The following is a 16319-nucleotide window of genomic DNA, read 5'->3' as shown; positions in this document are numbered from 1 at the left end:
TGATGGTTACATCTAACGTAATTATAGAATAGTTGCTCACGACCTGTAAAGCTTAGTTTGTAAACACTACCAAATATGTGTTGGTTGGAAGGTTTACAACAAATAGGAATTACTCGCTTGTTCTGCCAATGCTACAATCATTTGATGTAATCTGTTTAGCATATTCCTTTTTGGGTCATTTTTCTCTCAACATTTGGTCCAATGTCTTATTTAATTTGCCCATTATTATATATGGAAATTCTTTTGGCAGTAAAAGAGTCAGCAAGTCATACAATTCAATCAAGCCCAATCAGATAAAGCTACATAGCAACAACATTTGCTAAAAATAATAAAAAAGTTTTATTTTTTAGAAGGATTTTGCCAAATGGCGTCGAATTGTACAAGTATCCAAAATAGGAGGTGATTTGTAATTGAAATCAATTGAGAAGACAGCTGATGATATTCTTTCGCGCGCTGTCCGTCTAGGAGCATCTGATATTCATATTGTACCTAGAAAAGATGGTCCTCTCATCCAATTCCGTATCGACAACAAGCTATATCCTCAGGAAGTATTAACGAAAGACGAAAGTGAACGCCTCATATCTCATTTGAAATTTCTTGCTTCGATGGATATTGGGGAAAAGAGACGACCACAAAGCGGTGCCATCACAATTGAGATGGAAAACAAAATGATTGGTCTAAGATTATCTACTTTACCCGCCACTTTTTCCGAAAGCCTTGTGATTCGCCTCATTCCCAAGCACAACATTCTCCCTATCGAACATCTTTCCATCTTTAAGAACACCGCTGACAAACTTTCAGCTCTAGTAAAACACTCTCACGGGATGATTATTCTAACTGGACCGACCGGAAGCGGCAAAACGACTACTTTATACTCGCTACTTCACCACGCAAAAGCTATGATGAACCGCAATGTCATCACTTTAGAAGACCCCATTGAAAACGAATCAGAACAAGTCCTGCAAGTACAAATTAATGAAAAAGCCGGCATTACGTATTCCGTAGGCTTAAAGGCAGTTTTGAGGCACGATCCTGATGTGATAATGGTTGGCGAAATTCGTGACGCAGAAACGGCAGAAATCGCTGTGAGGGCGGCTATGACGGGCCATCTCATCTTAACAACGATGCATACAAGGGATGCACAAGGTGCTGTTTATCGACTGCTAGAATTCGGAATTAGTTGGATTGAAATTCAACAAACACTACTAGCTGTGACAGCTCAAAGATTATTAGAACTTCAATGTCCTATTTGTGAAAGAAATGAATGTAAAGGTAAGTGTGGTATTCAAAGAAGAAAAAGAGCGAGTGCCTACGAACTAATTACCGGGAAAGAGCTGTCAGCAGTATTGCAAGCAGCCAAAGGAGCAGGTAATGATGTTTCGTATCGGAAATTGAGGAATGAAATCGGCAAAGCAGTTGCATTTGGTTATGTCAATCAAGAAGAATTTACAAGATTGGTGTTTGAATATGAAACGAAGTAATTGGAATATGAAGGAGCAATCACAATTTCTACTTAAATTAGGAGAGCTTTTAGAATTTGGTTACCCGCTTGCTGAGGCGATCCAATTTCTGATGCTTCAACATAATAAAAAGAAAGAAACGGATTTGCAGCGTTCGATTTCAGCGTTGCGAAGTGGCAATCCCTTTCACAGCGTCTTAACGATGATGAATTTTCATCCTCAACTGGTCCATTTTATTTATTTTTCTGAAGCATATGGAAACCTACCTAAAGCACTTCAGGAAGCAGGGCTGTATTGGGGACAAAGAAATGATGACATTGAGAAACTAAAAAAAATCTTTCTGTACCCGTTTTTCCTTATTTTCTTTGTAACGCTTGTATTTTATATGATGAAAACTGCGCTTCTACCAAAAATTCAACTACTCTTTCAAACGATGAATGCAGATGAAACGTTGTTGTTACAAGTCATCCTTGTATTCGTGACTTTTTTAGATTTGCTTCCTTACTTCCTCGTTTTTGCGATTATTGTCTATTTGCTACTTCACTCCTTCTATTTGAAGAAACTCTCACCCTTCAAACGCCAAAATTTGCTATTAAGAATTCCCCTTGTTGGCACTTTTATAAAATTGTATGAAACCCATTTTTTCGCAAGCCAGTTAAGTGGCCTATTAGCAGGTGGTTTGTCTATTAATGAAAGTATTACTCTATTCGCAAAAAGTGGAGTCCAGCCTTTTTATCATGATATTTGTCGATTAATAAAAAATGAATTAACAGAAGGGAAGCCACTTGACGCCATTTTTCGCGATCTGCCCTATTTTGAAAAGAGATTGGGGGTCATTACTGCAAATGGGCAGAAGTCTGGAAGGCTTGAGCAAGAATTATATATGTATAGCCGGTTTATTTTAGATCAAGCGGAAGAGAAGATGAAGGGATTGATGCAGATCATTCAGCCAACCTTATTTTCGCTCATTGGTCTTGTGATTGTTTCCATTTATTTGGCGGTTTTATTACCAATGTTTTCACTTATGAAAGGACTTTAAGGAGGAAGAAAGCATGAATGAAAAAGGTTTTACACTTATTGAAATGTTGATTGTACTATTTGTTATTTCCATCTTACTAATCATTACCATCCCTAACATTTTGAAAAATCAAAACTCCATTCAGTCGAAAGGCTGTGATGCTTATGTGAAAATGGCTCAAAGTCAGGTACAGGCGTATCAAATCGATCATAATACACTACCGAATAGTTTAGCAGAATTGAAAGATGAAGGATATCTGAAAGAGACTTATTGCAAGAAAGAAGGAGATATCGTGATGAATACGGATGGAGAAGTCAGCTTAGTAACTGGAAGTAAAGATGAAGAATGAGTTCCCGAGTACAAGTAACGAACAGGGATATACTCTTTCGGAGATGTTGCTTGTTTTGTCCATTTTTATGTTGATTGTTTCGCTTAGTGTCGGCTTTCTCCCAGGCTTTTCAAAAAGTATGGAGAATCGGCTCTTCATGGATCAGCTGATGGATGATTTGCATTATGTTCAGCATTATGCAATGACTCATAATAGGAAAACGATTTTTTCGATTGATTTGAAAAACAAAGAATACTATGGAAGTACTGAGTATAAAAAGAAAAGACTTGTTCAGCGCTCGATTCCAAATGATATTAAAATCGAAAAAGGGAGTATGAATTTAGAAATTTCTTTTTATCAAAAAGGAGCACCTAATTTGTCAGGCACTTGGCTGATTCGGACAAAGCACTCAGTGCATACACTTACTATTTATCTTGGGTCAGGAAGGATGAAAATTGAGAAACTCTAACGGGTATATCTTTCTAGAAACAATGGTTGCTTTTGTTATTTGCTTAATAATCGTCGGTACAATTTTGCCTATCGTCCATGAAATCAAGAATGATCGTGCAAATCTGAAAAATAGATCTGTTGCTCTTCATCATCTTTATGAAAAATTGGCCTCCTATCTTGACAGTGATGAAGGAGTGTCAACTGAAATAACGGACGAGTACCGTTTCAATTGGAAGAATGCGGACGGATCGGCAAAGCTAATGGGTTGTATAGAATATAAAAATGTAGAGGGTTCATATGAAGCGATTTGTGATTCAGTGGAATAATCGAGGGTTTACACTCATCGAGATGCTGCTATCTTTGTCAGTGTTTATCCTGATTGCTGCAATGATTGTTCAGCTCTATGTTGTAGTAGGGAAAGAAGTTCAGCAAGATAAACGGCTAAATCAAATGGAGTGGGAAATTTTTCTGCATCAAATTAAGGAAGAACTTTGGCGATCTAGCAGTCAGACGATAGCAAATGGTAGTATTTATCTTGTTGTAGGAGAAGATATTGTCAGTATAGAAAAATATAATCATATTTTACGAAGGCGAGTGAATCATACGGGACATCAAATCATGCTGCAAAACGTCTCTAGTTTTCATTGTAGGGTAGAAGGATTTAAGCTGATTATATCTGTAACAGATTTAATAGGCGATACGTATACAAAGGTGCTGAGGCCCTTTGTGACAAGTGGATTTGAACATGTTCAAGAATGAGAAAGGGGCAGTGCTGCCTGTCACACTAGTTGTAGCTACGGTTTTGATTGTGTTCACTTTCTATGGCGTAGAAAAATTCAAAATTGAAAAAATGTTTTATAAAGATGTTGAAAATGGTTTAGTACTTGATCATCTTCTGTTGTTGGCCATTCATGAGGTTCCAAGCTTGGTCGTAGATGACCATATGGATGAGGGAGTCCTTCATTATCTGAATGGGACTGTTGAATATGTGGTAATCAGCAGGGAAGAGCGTTATCTTTCGATTAAATTATCGGTATTAACAACGCAAGATCTAATAAGGAAAGTGACGATCCTTTATGACAAACAGGAAGCAAAGATATTGGAATGGGTAGAAGTATTTACTTAATGTGAATAAAGTAATTTTGATCTCTTGCATAATTAAATCTGACTCTGTCCATACTGAAAACTAGGTGATGTCTATGTCTACAAATGATTATATTAAGTATTTAACCCAGCAATTCGTCACATACTTCGAAGTTCCGAAATCTGTTCGAAAAGAACAACGCAAACATAAAAAAGAAAATAGACCAACATTTCTGAGTCAATGGTTTGGAATTATCCCTTTTGCAATAAGTATGCTATTAAAAAGAAAATAAACGAAAAAGGTTGTCCTATTAGGGTCTGTTCTCATTCTCTATATATTGTTTATCATGCTATGGATTTATCATATAAACAATATATAGTAGTTGAGGAGTCTTGACCTTTATGGTACAACCTCTTTTCGTTTCAAGGAAACTAAATCGCTTGGTTGGACAAGTAAAATAATCCGCCATTGACAATAGAAATGGTAATATTCGGTTCATAACGATTTTGTAATGCTTCCTTTTCGGTATAGTAGCTCTCAGCTTTGTCTTCCATATCTTGATAAAAATTTTCAAGTAACCGTAAATCATCTTCCCATCGCTCAATTGCTCTTTCAGCCCAAGTATGATCATCTCCTTCAAATGTTCGCCGAATATATGAATCAAGTCTGAGCAGACCGCTTTTTGGTTTGATGAGCGGCGATAAGGTAAATGAGTAATCTGGAATTTTCGGAGTTACTTGTATTTGTAAAAGTTTTTCATGAAACTGTTCAACGATTTCTCCTGTGATTAAATTTAGGCCTGCAGACAACAGGATATCCTTCTTGCGATCACTTTGATAGGATATTTTTGCATTGATAGAAAGCCATGGATATAAAGGATTTTGAGCAGGACCTGACTGGATAATTTCCTCGTATAAGCGGATAAATCCGGCAAGCTTTTTCGTAGACGCAAAAATCTGATGAAGTCGTTGTGAACCGAAATGGATCAATTCTCCTTTTAAGTCAGCAGGTGCCTGCTGCGGATCTGTTATAAGAGTGAGCTGAGATGGGTTGGGAACGCCACCGGTTTTTTCAAGGTAGTGCCAGTAAAAGGGACGATTCATCAATTCCTTATCGAGTTCAATTGTTAACTGAATTGTTAAATATGCAGGGTGATTTTCTATGATTTCACAATGATTCGCTTTGAAATAGGTGAGCAAAAAATCATGAATTTCCTGTTGCTGCATGAAGATTTCCCTCCTTCATTTCTTGGGCAAATTGAATTATGGACGAAAGATTATCCATTTTGATTTTCATCTCCCCTTCTGATTTTGATCCTTCTACTACATCCACTAAGTAATCTTCAATATTGCCGATATCTAATTTTGTTAAAATATCATCTAACTCGCCAATTACTTTTTCAAATAAATGAATTTTTTCATAGAGAAGTTTCAAAATATGTTCTTCCACTGTATTTTCTGTAGCGAAATTATAAATCATGACATCTTCCGTTTGACCGAGCCGATGTACCCTGCCTATTCGTTGCTCGAGACGCATCGGATTCCATGGTAAGTCAAAGTTGATTAGATGATGACAAAATTGTAGGTTGATTCCTTCACCGCCGGCTTCTGTGGCAATCAGTACTTGAATTTTATTTTGAAAAAGCTCTTTCATCCAATCTTTTTTACCACGTTTAAATCCGCCGCGAAAAGGCACTGAGCTTATGCCGTTTTGCTGTAAAAACCATTGTAAATAAAGTTGTGTAGCTCGGTATTCCGTAAAAATAATGACTTTATCATTGATTTTCTGTATTAATTCCAACGCCTTCTCTGCCTTTGAATTGCGTTCAACCTGCTTTGCTGTTTCAAAGAGACTATTCAACTTTTCTATGAATTCAGGTGCAGGATTTTCATGTTTTTGAGACATGTTTTTTAAAGTGGTAAAGACCGCTTCTTTGCTACTGCAAGCTTCTCTTTGGAGGGTTAGGCTGGAAAATGAACTTCCTGCTCCTTCAGAATGCGGTCGGAATGCAGTTATAGCATCATATAATGCCTGCTCAGTAGGTGAAAACTTAATAATAATTGTTTCAACATGTCGTTTTGTCCACTCGATTCCAGTATCAGCACGGCGATTTCGAATCATGACCGTGTTCACTAGCTTCTTTAGGTGCTCATCTTCATAAATCGTCCGACCTTTTCCTTTATACTTCTCTGAAAAAAGAGCAGCATTCCCTAAATGTCCGGGCTTAAGAAGGGAAACAAGATGGAAGATTTCTTCTACCTTATTTTGAATGGGTGTTGCGGTTAACAATAGGCAGAATTTCTTTTTTAAACTTTGAACAAATTCATAGTTTTTCGTTTTATTATTTTTTAATTTATGAGCCTCGTCAATAATGATTAAATCGTATTCTTGTTTAAAAATGATGTCTCTATGTGGGTTACGCTTTGCTGTATCAATTGATGATACGATGCAATCACATGAATCCCATACATAGCTCTTTCTCTGAACAACAGCGGGAATATGAAACTTTGTATTTAACTCGAATGCCCATTGTGAAACGAGTGAAGCTGGAACGAGAATGAGTACTTTTTTTACTAGACCGCGAATCATATATTCTTTAATGATTAAACCGGCCTCGATTGTTTTCCCAAGCCCTACTTCATCAGCCAAAATCGCTTTGCCATTCATATTCTCGACAACTTGTCGGGCGGCTTCAAGCTGATGAGGAAGTGGTGTTAGCTGATTAAGGTGATTAGGTGCTTGCAATCCTTCAAATTCTGGAATGGCCAGATGTTTTTCCGCTTGAACGGCAAGCTTATACAGTTCCCAATTCGCCCAGGGACCATCATTCTCCACTTTATCTAAAAATTCTTCTGACCATTCATCATCAAATGTGATTTGAATTTGCATAAACAATGCTCCTTTCTAAACAATTAAAGGTTAAATACGAACGTTAATAGGCTAAAATATAATAAAAGTTAGGATTTTACGAAAAATGATTGCGATTCAAGCATTATTAATGGTAGTATGAACGTAAGTGTTAAATTTTGAAATTTTCTATCAATAAATATAATTTTTATTTGAAAGAATCCCACTGTTTTATTACTATAGTAATAACGGTATTCTAAGTGTTTGGCGGAAGTAGCCTCATTTACTGCGAATTAAAAAAATGTGTAAAGTCGGCAAAGACCATTTTTATGGTGCAACCCTTATTTACATAGTATGTGCAAAAAAGATAATATTATATGCGGATGAAGGCTGGGGGAGAGACTACAATTGTAGCGCCGAAGGAGCAAGCTTAGCAGCGAATCTCTCAGGCAAAAGAACCCTTGTTGGACGCAACTCTGGAGAGTGTCTAGAAGCAGAAGCTTTTAAGACCACCAAAGGGGAAAGCCTTTTTAGGTAAACTTTCAGGTTTCAGGACAGAGAAAAAGCTTCTAAGGGGCTACTCTGTCTTTTTTTATGCCCTAAAAAATGTGAGGAGGCGTAGTATGACTGAATTAAAAAGGACGCCATTATTTACGATCTATGCAGATTATAGTGGTAAAACGATTGACTTTGGTGGCTGGGAGCTGCCAGTCCAGTTTTCTGGCATTAAAGAAGAACATGAAGCAGTACGAACAAAGGCAGGCTTGTTCGATGTTTCTCATATGGGAGAGTTTGTTGTAAAAGGAAAAGGAAGCACTGACTTTTTACAAAGAATGATTACGAACGATCTTCTCAAGCTTGATGTGGGGCATGCGCAATATGCCGCATTGTGCTATGAAAATGGCGGTGTTGTCGATGATTTAATTATTTATAAGAAAGCGGAAGATGACTATTTATTAGTTGTGAATGCTGGCAATATCGAGAAGGATTACAATTGGCTGCACGATCACTTGATTGAAGATGTTGAACTGACAAATATCTCAAATGAAGTAGCTTTGCTTGCTCTTCAAGGCCCTGCGGCTGAAAAAATCCTTCAGAAATTAGCTGTAAACACGAATTTGAGTGAGATTGACTTTTTTACTTTCAAAGAAAATGTGGAACTTAATGGAGTCTTGGCTCTCGTTTCACGCACAGGGTATACGGGGGAAGATGGCTTTGAAATGTATTGTAAAAACGAAGACGCAAAAACTCTCTGGAAAGCGATTCTTGAAGCAGGTAAGGATGAAGGCGTTCTACCAATCGGTCTAGGTGCTCGTGATACGCTCCGGTTCGAGGCTAAGCTTCCGTTATATGGTCAAGAGTTGTCACCTGATATTTCGCCGATTGAAGCGGGAATTGGTTTTGCTGTCAAAGTTGACAAAGAGGCTGATTTCATTGGTAAGTCTGTTCTTTCTAAGCAAAAAGAACAAGGTGCACCTCGTAAGCTCGTCGGCATCGAAATGATCGAACGCGGCATACCACGTCATGGCTATTCTGTTTACTACGGTTCTGAATTGATTGGCGAAGTGACAACTGGGACACAATCGCCCACATTGAAGAAAAACGTCGGTCTTGCCTTATTGAAAAAAGAGTATACAGGGATTGGAACAGAAGTTGAAGTTGAAATTCGTTCCAAACGTGTGAAAGCGGTAGTGGCTAAGACACCATTTTATAAACGACCAAGAGGATGAGGGGGAGAAAATCATGACTAAACATCGCTATCTACCGATGACTGACAAAGATCAAAATGAAATGTTAGATGCAATTGGTGTTTCTAGTATAGATGAGCTATTCAGTGATATTCCACAGAGTGTACGTTTCCAAGGTGAATACAAGATTAAACCTGCTAAATCAGAACCCGCTCTTTTAAAAGAGCTTACTAAATTGGCTGGGAAAAACGCTGATGCAAAGCGGTATGCTTCATTTCTAGGTGCTGGTGTGTACGATCATTATCAACCAATTATCGTCGACCATGTGATTTCTCGATCTGAATTTTATACAGCGTATACTCCATATCAGCCGGAAATTTCTCAAGGGGAGCTTCAAGCAATCTTTGAATTTCAAACGATGATTTGTGAATTGACTGGCATGGATGTTGCCAATTCTTCTATGTATGATGGTGGAACTGCTCTTGCTGAGGCAGCGATGTTAAGCAGCGGACATACAAGACGTAAGAAAATCTTGATTTCTAACACGGTTCATCCTGAGTCTCGTGATGTTGTTGCGTCATATGCGAAGGGCCAGCGAGTTGAAGTGGTGGAAATACCTCATCGTGATGGCGTAACCGATTTGGATGCACTAAAAGAGTTAATCAGCGATGATATTGCGGGGGTCATCATTCAATATCCAAATTTCTTTGGCCGCATTGAACCTTTGAAAGAGATTGAAAAAATCGTTCATGAACAAAAGTCGATGTTTATTGTTTCAAGTAACCCATTAGCGTTAGGTGCCCTAACGCCACCTGGAAAACTAGGTGCTGATATCGTTACTGGTGATGCCCAGCCATTTGGAATTCCTGCGGCATTTGGCGGACCACACTGTGGCTATTTTGCAGTTACAAATAAATTAATGCGTAAAGTTCCAGGTAGACTTGTCGGGCAGACTGTTGATGAAGATGGCAAACGTGGCTTTGTATTGACACTTCAAGCTCGAGAACAACATATTCGGCGTGATAAAGCGACTTCTAATATTTGTTCAAACCAGGCGTTAAATGCTCTCGCTGCCTCTGTTGCTATGACGGCACTCGGCAAAAAGGGTGTAAAGGAAATGGCAATACAAAATATTCAAAAAGCTCATTATGCGAAAACAGCTTTACAAGCTAAAGGAATGGAAGTCGTGTTCGAAGGACCTTCTTTTAACGAATTCGTGATAAAACTTCCAAGATCATATCGGGAAATTAATGATCAATTGTTTGCACAAGATATGATTGGCGGCTATCATCTAGGTTTAACTTACCCAGAACTGCAAGATCATATGCTTGTGGCCGTAACAGAGTTGAGAACAAAAGAAGAAATTGATGCATTTGTACAAGAATTGGGGGATAGCCATGAATAATCAGGATCAACCATTAGTTTTTGAAATGAGTACCGAAGGACGCATCGGTTATAGCCTACCGGAAATGGACGTAGAAGCGATCTCGCTTGAAGAGTTGCTTCCAACTGACTATATCCGCATTGAGGAAGCAGAATTACCAGAAGTATCTGAGCTTGATATTATGCGTCACTATACGGCTCTTTCGAATCGTAACCATGGTGTGGATTCAGGTTTTTATCCACTCGGTTCTTGTACGATGAAATATAATCCGAAAATTAACGAAAATGTAGCTCGAATTGCCGGTTTCGCTCATATTCACCCGCTTCAAGATGCCAGCACTGTGCAAGGTGCACTTGAGCTAATGTATGATCTTCAAGAACATCTTGTGGAAATTACGGGCATGGATCAAGTCACACTACAACCTGCCGCAGGGGCACACGGTGAGTGGACTGGATTAATGATGATTCGTGCTTACCATGAGGCAAACGGAGATACGAAACGTACGAAGGTCATTGTCCCAGACTCTGCCCATGGAACGAATCCTGCTTCTGCAACTGTTGCTGGGTTTGAAACGATCACAGTCAAATCGGATGAATTCGGTTTGGTTGATCTTGAAGATTTAAAACGCGTAGTAGGTGACGATACAGCTGCGTTAATGTTAACGAATCCTAATACATTAGGATTGTTCGAAGAGAATATTTTAGAAATGGCAAAAGTTGTCCATGATGCAGGTGGTAAACTGTATTATGACGGAGCAAACTTAAATGCTGTACTTTCCAAAGCACGTCCTGGTGATATGGGCTTTGATGTTGTGCATTTAAATCTACACAAAACGTTCACCGGGCCACATGGCGGCGGTGGCCCTGGATCTGGGCCAGTTGGCGTAAAGCAAGACCTAATCCCATACTTGCCTAAACCTGTTCTTGTAAAAAAAGATGGTCAATATATGTTTGAAAATGATGTACCTCAATCGATTGGACGCGTTAAGCCTTTCTATGGCAATTTCGGCATTAATGTTAGAGCCTACACATATATCCGCTCAATGGGGCCGGATGGCTTGAAGGCCGTGACAGAGAATGCGGTTCTAAATGCAAATTATATGATGAGAAGGCTCGCTGAGTACTATGACCTTCCATACGATAAGCACTGTAAGCATGAATTCGTATTAAGCGGCAGACGCCAAAAGAAACTAGGCGTGCGGACCCTTGATATTGCTAAAAGGTTGCTTGATTTCGGTTATCATCCGCCTACGATTTATTTCCCATTGAATGTTGAGGAATGTATCATGATCGAACCAACTGAAACAGAATCGAAAGAAACCTTAGATTCTTTCATTGAGGCGATGATCCAAATTGCTAAGGAAGCGGAAGAGAATCCAGAAATCGTTCAAGAAGCGCCACATACAACAGTAATTAAACGTCTAGATGAAACACTAGCAGCTCGTAAACCAATATTACGTTATCAATCATAACTGTAAAAAGGAGGGTCAGACCTCACACTCTATACACCGTTTATCGTGTCATGTTCACGTTATAAACGATAGATAGTAGATGTGGGGTACTGACCCTTTTATGTTTTTAGAGGCAGATTTGGGTGCCTTACTCGTAGCTTTTGGTGTTAAACCCTGACTGTATAGTGTATAAAGTTCGGATTTTCATAAAATTAACCAAAGGTATTAGTGTAATTGTGTTAATGTTTATTTGTAAGTAGCCTCTATTTCTTGTAGTACTGTCTCATGATAAAGAGGTAGTTTAACAAAATCACAATTAATAACGGCATATCTCTTTCTCCCCACTAAATATGTTTTTTACTAAGGCTGTTTTCACATACTTTGTTACTTTTCAATAATATTTAAACTAACAACCTGGGTTGACTTCCGTTGCAGGTACTCGCTTTCCGCGGGCGGTCTCAGAAGCCTCCTCAGTGCTTTGCACTTGCGGGGTCTCCCTCAACACGCTTTTCCCGCAGGAGTCTCGCACCTTCCACTACAATCAACATCTGCTCAAATTTGTTTTTGCTAATAACAACAATCTTTACGAGAAGAGCATCAGAAAAAACGGAACTTTTTGACTTTGATATGTTTTTCTGTCTATAAAAGCGAAGAAAAATAGAAAAGTTGTTCTTATTCCAATACTAATCATCATTGAATAGTCTAAACACATCACCTATGCATTAGCTTCATAATTTACCCAACATTTTTTTATAAATGGGGCGTCCTTCACGTGATAATTATCAATTGACGAGAAAAAACTTAAATGGTATTGTGTAAATGAATAATTTGTTTATTAAACAAATTAAATGGAATGTCCTTTGAAAGGGTTACCATCTTGAAAAAGAAGTGACTGAAGAGTTCTTTCCATTTTCTGATTAGTTATGTAAGATACATGTGTATAAAAAATTTTTAGTAGGAGAGAAGATAATGAAAGCTGTAATGATTCCCGAAGCACATAAAATTGAAGTATTGGACGTACCTCAACCAGAAATTAAACAAGACAATGAGGTATTAGTGAAAATTAAACGGGTTGGAATCTGTGGTTCAGATATGCATATTTACCACGGAACGAATCCACTTGCTACATACCCAAGGATTGTTGGACATGAAGTGACTGGTGAAGTTATCGAAATCGGTTCCAATGTTAGTAGTTTAACAGTAGGTGATCATGTGGTCATTGAACCAATTAGCTATTGTGGTACATGTTATGCATGTAAAAGTGGCAGACCAAATGTATGTAAAGAGGTTTCGGTTTTCGGTGTCCATGAAGATGGCGGTATGAGAGAAATTGTAGTTTTACCAGAAAAACAACTACATAAAGTGGATCCAGAAATTAGCTGGGATGAAGCAGTAATGGCTGAACCGTATACAATTGGTGCTCAAGCAGTATGGAGAGGGAATGTGAAAGAAGGAAATACTGTATTTATTCAAGGTGCAGGACCAATCGGTATTTGTGTTTTGAAAATGGCTAAACTAAATGGAGCAACGGTTATTATTTCAGATATTACGAATAATCGATTGGAATTTGCTAAAGAAAATGGCGCCGACTACACGATAAATCCTACTGAAGTTGATTTAGAAAGTAAAATCTATGAAATTACTAACAACGAAGGGGCAAATATTGTTATTGATGCAGTCGGTACACCACAAACGTTTGAATTAAGTGTTAAAGTAGCCTCAGCTGCTGGTAATGTGGTTACATTAGGTTTCAATGAAAAACCATCTTCAATTGCTCTATTGCCAATTACGAAAAAAGAATTAACGATTACGGGTTCTAGACTACAAACAAATCAATTTGGTAAAGTTGTACAATTGATTAATGAAAAGAAATTAACCCATGCTGGTTTAATCACTCATAAATTTCATATAAGTGAAGCAAAAGAAGCGTTTGAATTCGTCGAAAAAAATCCTGAGAAAGTTAGGAAAGCTGTCATTATTTTTGACTAAGAAATAAGGAAGCTAAAACTACTCTAGCTGTCGAGAATCCCTCGACAGCTTCTTTTTTTTATTACCTTTAGGTTTACACTGTATAAATGTGAAGATATGCACAAGTTAAAGTAGTTTAGCTTAACTAAGATTAAGTTGAGCAAAGCTTAATAAATTTGAAAGAACAGAAGGCTTTAATTTATCCCGCTTTAACTGGCAGTACCCCCTATAGGAATCGAGGAAGCGTAGGTGGGGGATAACTGCCCGTAAAAGCCAGATTGGTTAAACTAACAATCAATGGGGATGAAGACAACCCCACTGATTGAAGTTTAACTTTATTACTTAAACCGGGGAAGAAGTTGTGGGTGAACAAAAACTTGTGTTTAGGATTTACCTTAAAAGTGGCTATCCATAGCATAGCTATCTTTGTAAAAGGATCAAATCTATGAAATATTGCTTGACTTTTATATTTAATCAATTAGTAAAAAAATTATGAAATAAAGGGTTTACATTTACAAAATTGTATTATAGTATACTTGTATACAAGTTAATTTTGAAAATGAAATCGTTTTATCCCGTAAAAGCCCGATTGGTTAAACTAACAATCAGTGGGGGATGAAGAAGCCCCACTGATTGAAGTTTAACTTTATCTAGATAATATTATAAAAGCGTTAACTTCCGAAGAGGTAAGGTTGGCATAAATTATTTCTGGCTAGGTTGTTAGCGTTACCATATTTTAGAATAATAAAAATTATGAATTATATTTTCAATTATTAAACCGACATATAATCAAACATAATAGATTACTAATCATCTGGGTCAAAATGGCAGCCGCTGCTGGCTTGCATAAATCTATTAAATGATACGACGGTTTACTGATGAACTAAGAAGACTTTAATTAGGAAGTATTATCCAAAAATAGCGTTAGATATTCAAGAAAATCATTAAAAATTAAATCAAAAGGATTGTTAGGAAAGGTGAGAATAAAAATGGATACTAACAAGTATATGCTTGGTGTAGATGTAGGAACAACGAGTACAAAAGCAGTGCTGTTTCGTGAAACAGGAGAAATTATCGCTCAAGAAAATAATGGTTATCAATTATATACACCTAATGTTTCAACAGCAGAACAAGATCCAGAGGAGATTTTTGATGCTGTCGTTCTATCTATTCGGAATGTAATGAAGAAATCACAAATTGATCCAAAAGATTTATCATTTCTTTCTTTTAGTACTGCTATGCATGGTCTTATCGCGATGGATGAATCCGATAAACCTCTAACACGTTGCTTTACATGGGCAGATAATCAAAGTGAAAAGTGGGCAAAGAAAATTAAACGTGAACTGAATGGCCATGAAATATATTTGCGAACAGGGACACCTATTCATCCAATGTCTCCTTTAAGTAAAATTACCTGGTTAACGCATGATCGTCCGGAAATTGCAAGTAAAACAAAAAAATATATCGGGATTAAAGAATACTTATTCCACAAATTTTTTGGCGAATATGTAGTCGATCATTCTCTAGCATCATCAATGGGATTATTAAATCTTAAAAAGCTAGAATGGGATGAAGAAGCATTAGAAGTTGCGGGAATTACAGCTGATCAATTATCAACACTTGTTTCGACTACAAAAGTTATGACAGGTTGTGACCCGAAATTAGCGCAAGAATTAGGTATTTTAGAATCAACACCTTTTGTGTTAGGAGCAAGTGATGGTGTTTTATCGAATATCGGTGTAAACGCTATTAAAGGAGGTGAAGTAGCAATTACGATCGGTACGAGTGGAGCAATTCGTACGGTCATTCCTAAACCACAGACCGATCCAAAAGGGAGAATTTTTTGCTACGCATTAACTGAAAATCATTGGGTAATTGGTGGTCCAGTCAATAATGGTGGAATGATTTTACGTTGGATCAGAGATGAGTTTGCCGCAAGTGAAGTTGAAACGGCAAAACGACTCGGGATTGACCCATATGAAGTGCTTACACGCATTGCGAGTAGAGTGAGACCTGGAGCAAACGGTTTGCTATTCCATCCGTTTTTATCAGGTGAACGTGCACCATTATGGAACTCAGATGTTCGTGGATCATTCTTCGGATTGACTTTAAGTCATAAAAAGGAACATATGATTAGAGCAGCTTTAGAAGGTGTTATTTTCAATCTTTATTCTGTATTTTTAGCTTTGGTTGAGGCCATGGATGAGCCTGTCACTAGTATTAAAGCCACAGGCGGATTTGCTAGATCAGAAGTATGGCGCCAAATGATGGCTGATATTTTTGATCAAAAAGTAATTATTCCAGAAAGTTATGAGTCTTCTTGCTTAGGTGCTTGTATCTTAGGTTTATACGGACTTGGTAAGATTGAAGATTTCAATGTCGTAGAACAATTAATAGGTCAAACACATGAACATAAACCAAATCCTGATCATGTGAAGGAATACCGGGATTTAATGCCGATTTTTATCAATGTTGCTCGTACATTAGAAAAAGAATATGAGCAAATTGCAAAGTATCAAAGAAATATTGATGAAGAGATTTAATTAGTAAAGGCTCTTTTCGTAAAGATTGTTGTTTTTAGCAAGAAACCAATTCGAACAGATGTTGATTGTAGTGGAAGGTGCGAGACTCCTGCGGGAAAA

Annotated in this window: 15 protein-coding genes and 2 riboswitches; of the genes, 13 read left to right on the top strand and 2 right to left on the bottom strand. The window is 37.7% G+C overall.

Annotation, left to right across the window (positions count from 1 at the left end; translation table 11 throughout):
• The first annotated feature begins 410 nt into the window (after nucleotides 1-410).
• The 8 genes from comGA to HNP81_RS03300 all read left to right on the top strand — a co-directional run bounded on the left by comGA (nucleotide 411) and on the right by HNP81_RS03300 (nucleotide 4632).
• Nucleotides 411-1481, top strand: coding sequence for a competence type IV pilus ATPase ComGA (gene comGA, locus HNP81_RS03335; RefSeq protein WP_182501564.1), 1071 nt, complete (start codon nucleotides 411-413; stop codon nucleotides 1479-1481).
• On the top strand, nucleotides 1468-2499 hold the full coding sequence (comGB, locus tag HNP81_RS03330; RefSeq protein ID WP_182501563.1) for a competence type IV pilus assembly protein ComGB: 1032 nt from the start codon (nucleotides 1468-1470) through the stop codon (nucleotides 2497-2499). The genes comGA and comGB overlap by 14 nt, the downstream gene beginning before the upstream one ends.
• Before the next feature lie 13 nt (nucleotides 2500-2512).
• Nucleotides 2513-2827 (top strand): competence type IV pilus major pilin ComGC, encoded by a 315-nt coding sequence (comGC, locus tag HNP81_RS03325; RefSeq protein ID WP_182501562.1) that lies wholly within the window; start codon nucleotides 2513-2515, stop codon nucleotides 2825-2827.
• Nucleotides 2817-3275: a competence type IV pilus minor pilin ComGD gene (gene comGD / locus HNP81_RS03320; RefSeq protein WP_028391783.1), complete on the top strand. Its 459-nt coding sequence runs from the start codon at nucleotides 2817-2819 to the stop codon at nucleotides 3273-3275. The genes comGC and comGD overlap by 11 nt, the downstream gene beginning before the upstream one ends.
• Nucleotides 3262-3582 carry a hypothetical protein gene (locus tag HNP81_RS03315; protein WP_028391782.1) on the top strand — a complete coding sequence of 107 codons (321 nt, stop codon included), beginning with the start codon at nucleotides 3262-3264 and terminating at the stop codon, nucleotides 3580-3582. The genes comGD and HNP81_RS03315 overlap by 14 nt, the downstream gene beginning before the upstream one ends.
• The gene (gene comGF / locus HNP81_RS03310) at nucleotides 3554-4015 is read left to right on the top strand and encodes a competence type IV pilus minor pilin ComGF (protein WP_182501865.1); all 462 of its coding nucleotides are present in this window, start codon (nucleotides 3554-3556) and stop codon (nucleotides 4013-4015) included. The genes HNP81_RS03315 and comGF overlap by 29 nt, the downstream gene beginning before the upstream one ends.
• On the top strand, nucleotides 4002-4382 hold the full coding sequence (comGG, locus tag HNP81_RS03305) for a competence type IV pilus minor pilin ComGG (protein WP_182501561.1): 381 nt from the start codon (nucleotides 4002-4004) through the stop codon (nucleotides 4380-4382). The genes comGF and comGG overlap by 14 nt, the downstream gene beginning before the upstream one ends.
• Before the next feature lie 73 nt (nucleotides 4383-4455).
• Nucleotides 4456-4632 (top strand): YqzE family protein, encoded by a 177-nt coding sequence (locus HNP81_RS03300; RefSeq protein ID WP_084552337.1) that lies wholly within the window; start codon nucleotides 4456-4458, stop codon nucleotides 4630-4632.
• 139 nt (nucleotides 4633-4771) lie between these two features.
• Here HNP81_RS03300 and HNP81_RS03295 read toward each other — a convergent pair whose 3' ends face one another.
• Together HNP81_RS03295 and HNP81_RS03290 are read right to left on the bottom strand one after the other, a co-directional pair.
• Nucleotides 4772-5566 (bottom strand): YqhG family protein, encoded by a 795-nt coding sequence (locus HNP81_RS03295; protein WP_028391780.1) that lies wholly within the window; start codon nucleotides 5564-5566, stop codon nucleotides 4772-4774.
• Complete coding sequence (locus HNP81_RS03290; protein ID WP_182501560.1) at nucleotides 5544-7229, bottom strand: DEAD/DEAH box helicase; 1686 nt, start codon at nucleotides 7227-7229, stop codon at nucleotides 5544-5546. Before HNP81_RS03290 ends, HNP81_RS03295 begins: the two co-directional genes overlap by 23 nt.
• Nucleotides 7230-7570: 341 nt before the next feature.
• Nucleotides 7571-7658: riboswitch (glycine riboswitch) on the top strand.
• A gap of 3 nt (nucleotides 7659-7661) precedes the next feature.
• Nucleotides 7662-7747: riboswitch (glycine riboswitch) on the top strand.
• 63 nt (nucleotides 7748-7810) lie between these two features.
• Here HNP81_RS03290 and gcvT point away from each other — a divergent pair.
• The 5 genes from gcvT (at nucleotide 7811) to gntK (ending at nucleotide 16220) form a co-directional block, all read left to right on the top strand.
• Complete coding sequence (gene gcvT, locus HNP81_RS03285; protein ID WP_182501559.1) at nucleotides 7811-8917, top strand: glycine cleavage system aminomethyltransferase GcvT; 1107 nt, start codon at nucleotides 7811-7813, stop codon at nucleotides 8915-8917.
• Between the two features lie 13 nt (nucleotides 8918-8930).
• Nucleotides 8931-10280: an aminomethyl-transferring glycine dehydrogenase subunit GcvPA gene (gene gcvPA / locus HNP81_RS03280; protein ID WP_182501558.1), complete on the top strand. Its 1350-nt coding sequence runs from the start codon at nucleotides 8931-8933 to the stop codon at nucleotides 10278-10280.
• Entirely contained in the window at nucleotides 10273-11730 is a 1458-nt protein-coding gene (gene gcvPB / locus HNP81_RS03275; RefSeq protein WP_028391775.1) for an aminomethyl-transferring glycine dehydrogenase subunit GcvPB, read from the top strand. Before gcvPA ends, gcvPB begins: the two co-directional genes overlap by 8 nt.
• Before the next feature lie 948 nt (nucleotides 11731-12678).
• On the top strand, nucleotides 12679-13698 hold the full coding sequence (locus HNP81_RS03270; protein WP_182501557.1) for a zinc-binding alcohol dehydrogenase family protein: 1020 nt from the start codon (nucleotides 12679-12681) through the stop codon (nucleotides 13696-13698).
• A gap of 986 nt (nucleotides 13699-14684) precedes the next feature.
• Nucleotides 14685-16220: a gluconokinase gene (gene gntK / locus HNP81_RS03265; RefSeq protein ID WP_182501864.1), complete on the top strand. Its 1536-nt coding sequence runs from the start codon at nucleotides 14685-14687 to the stop codon at nucleotides 16218-16220.
• Nucleotides 16221-16319: the final 99 nt, after the last annotated feature.

The organism is Peribacillus huizhouensis (assembly GCF_014138605.1).
Taxonomy (GTDB): Bacteria; Bacillota; Bacilli; order Bacillales; family DSM-1321; genus Peribacillus; species Peribacillus huizhouensis.
Note: the sequence above shows the minus strand (reverse complement) of the source record. Positions and strands in the feature narration are given on the sequence as shown.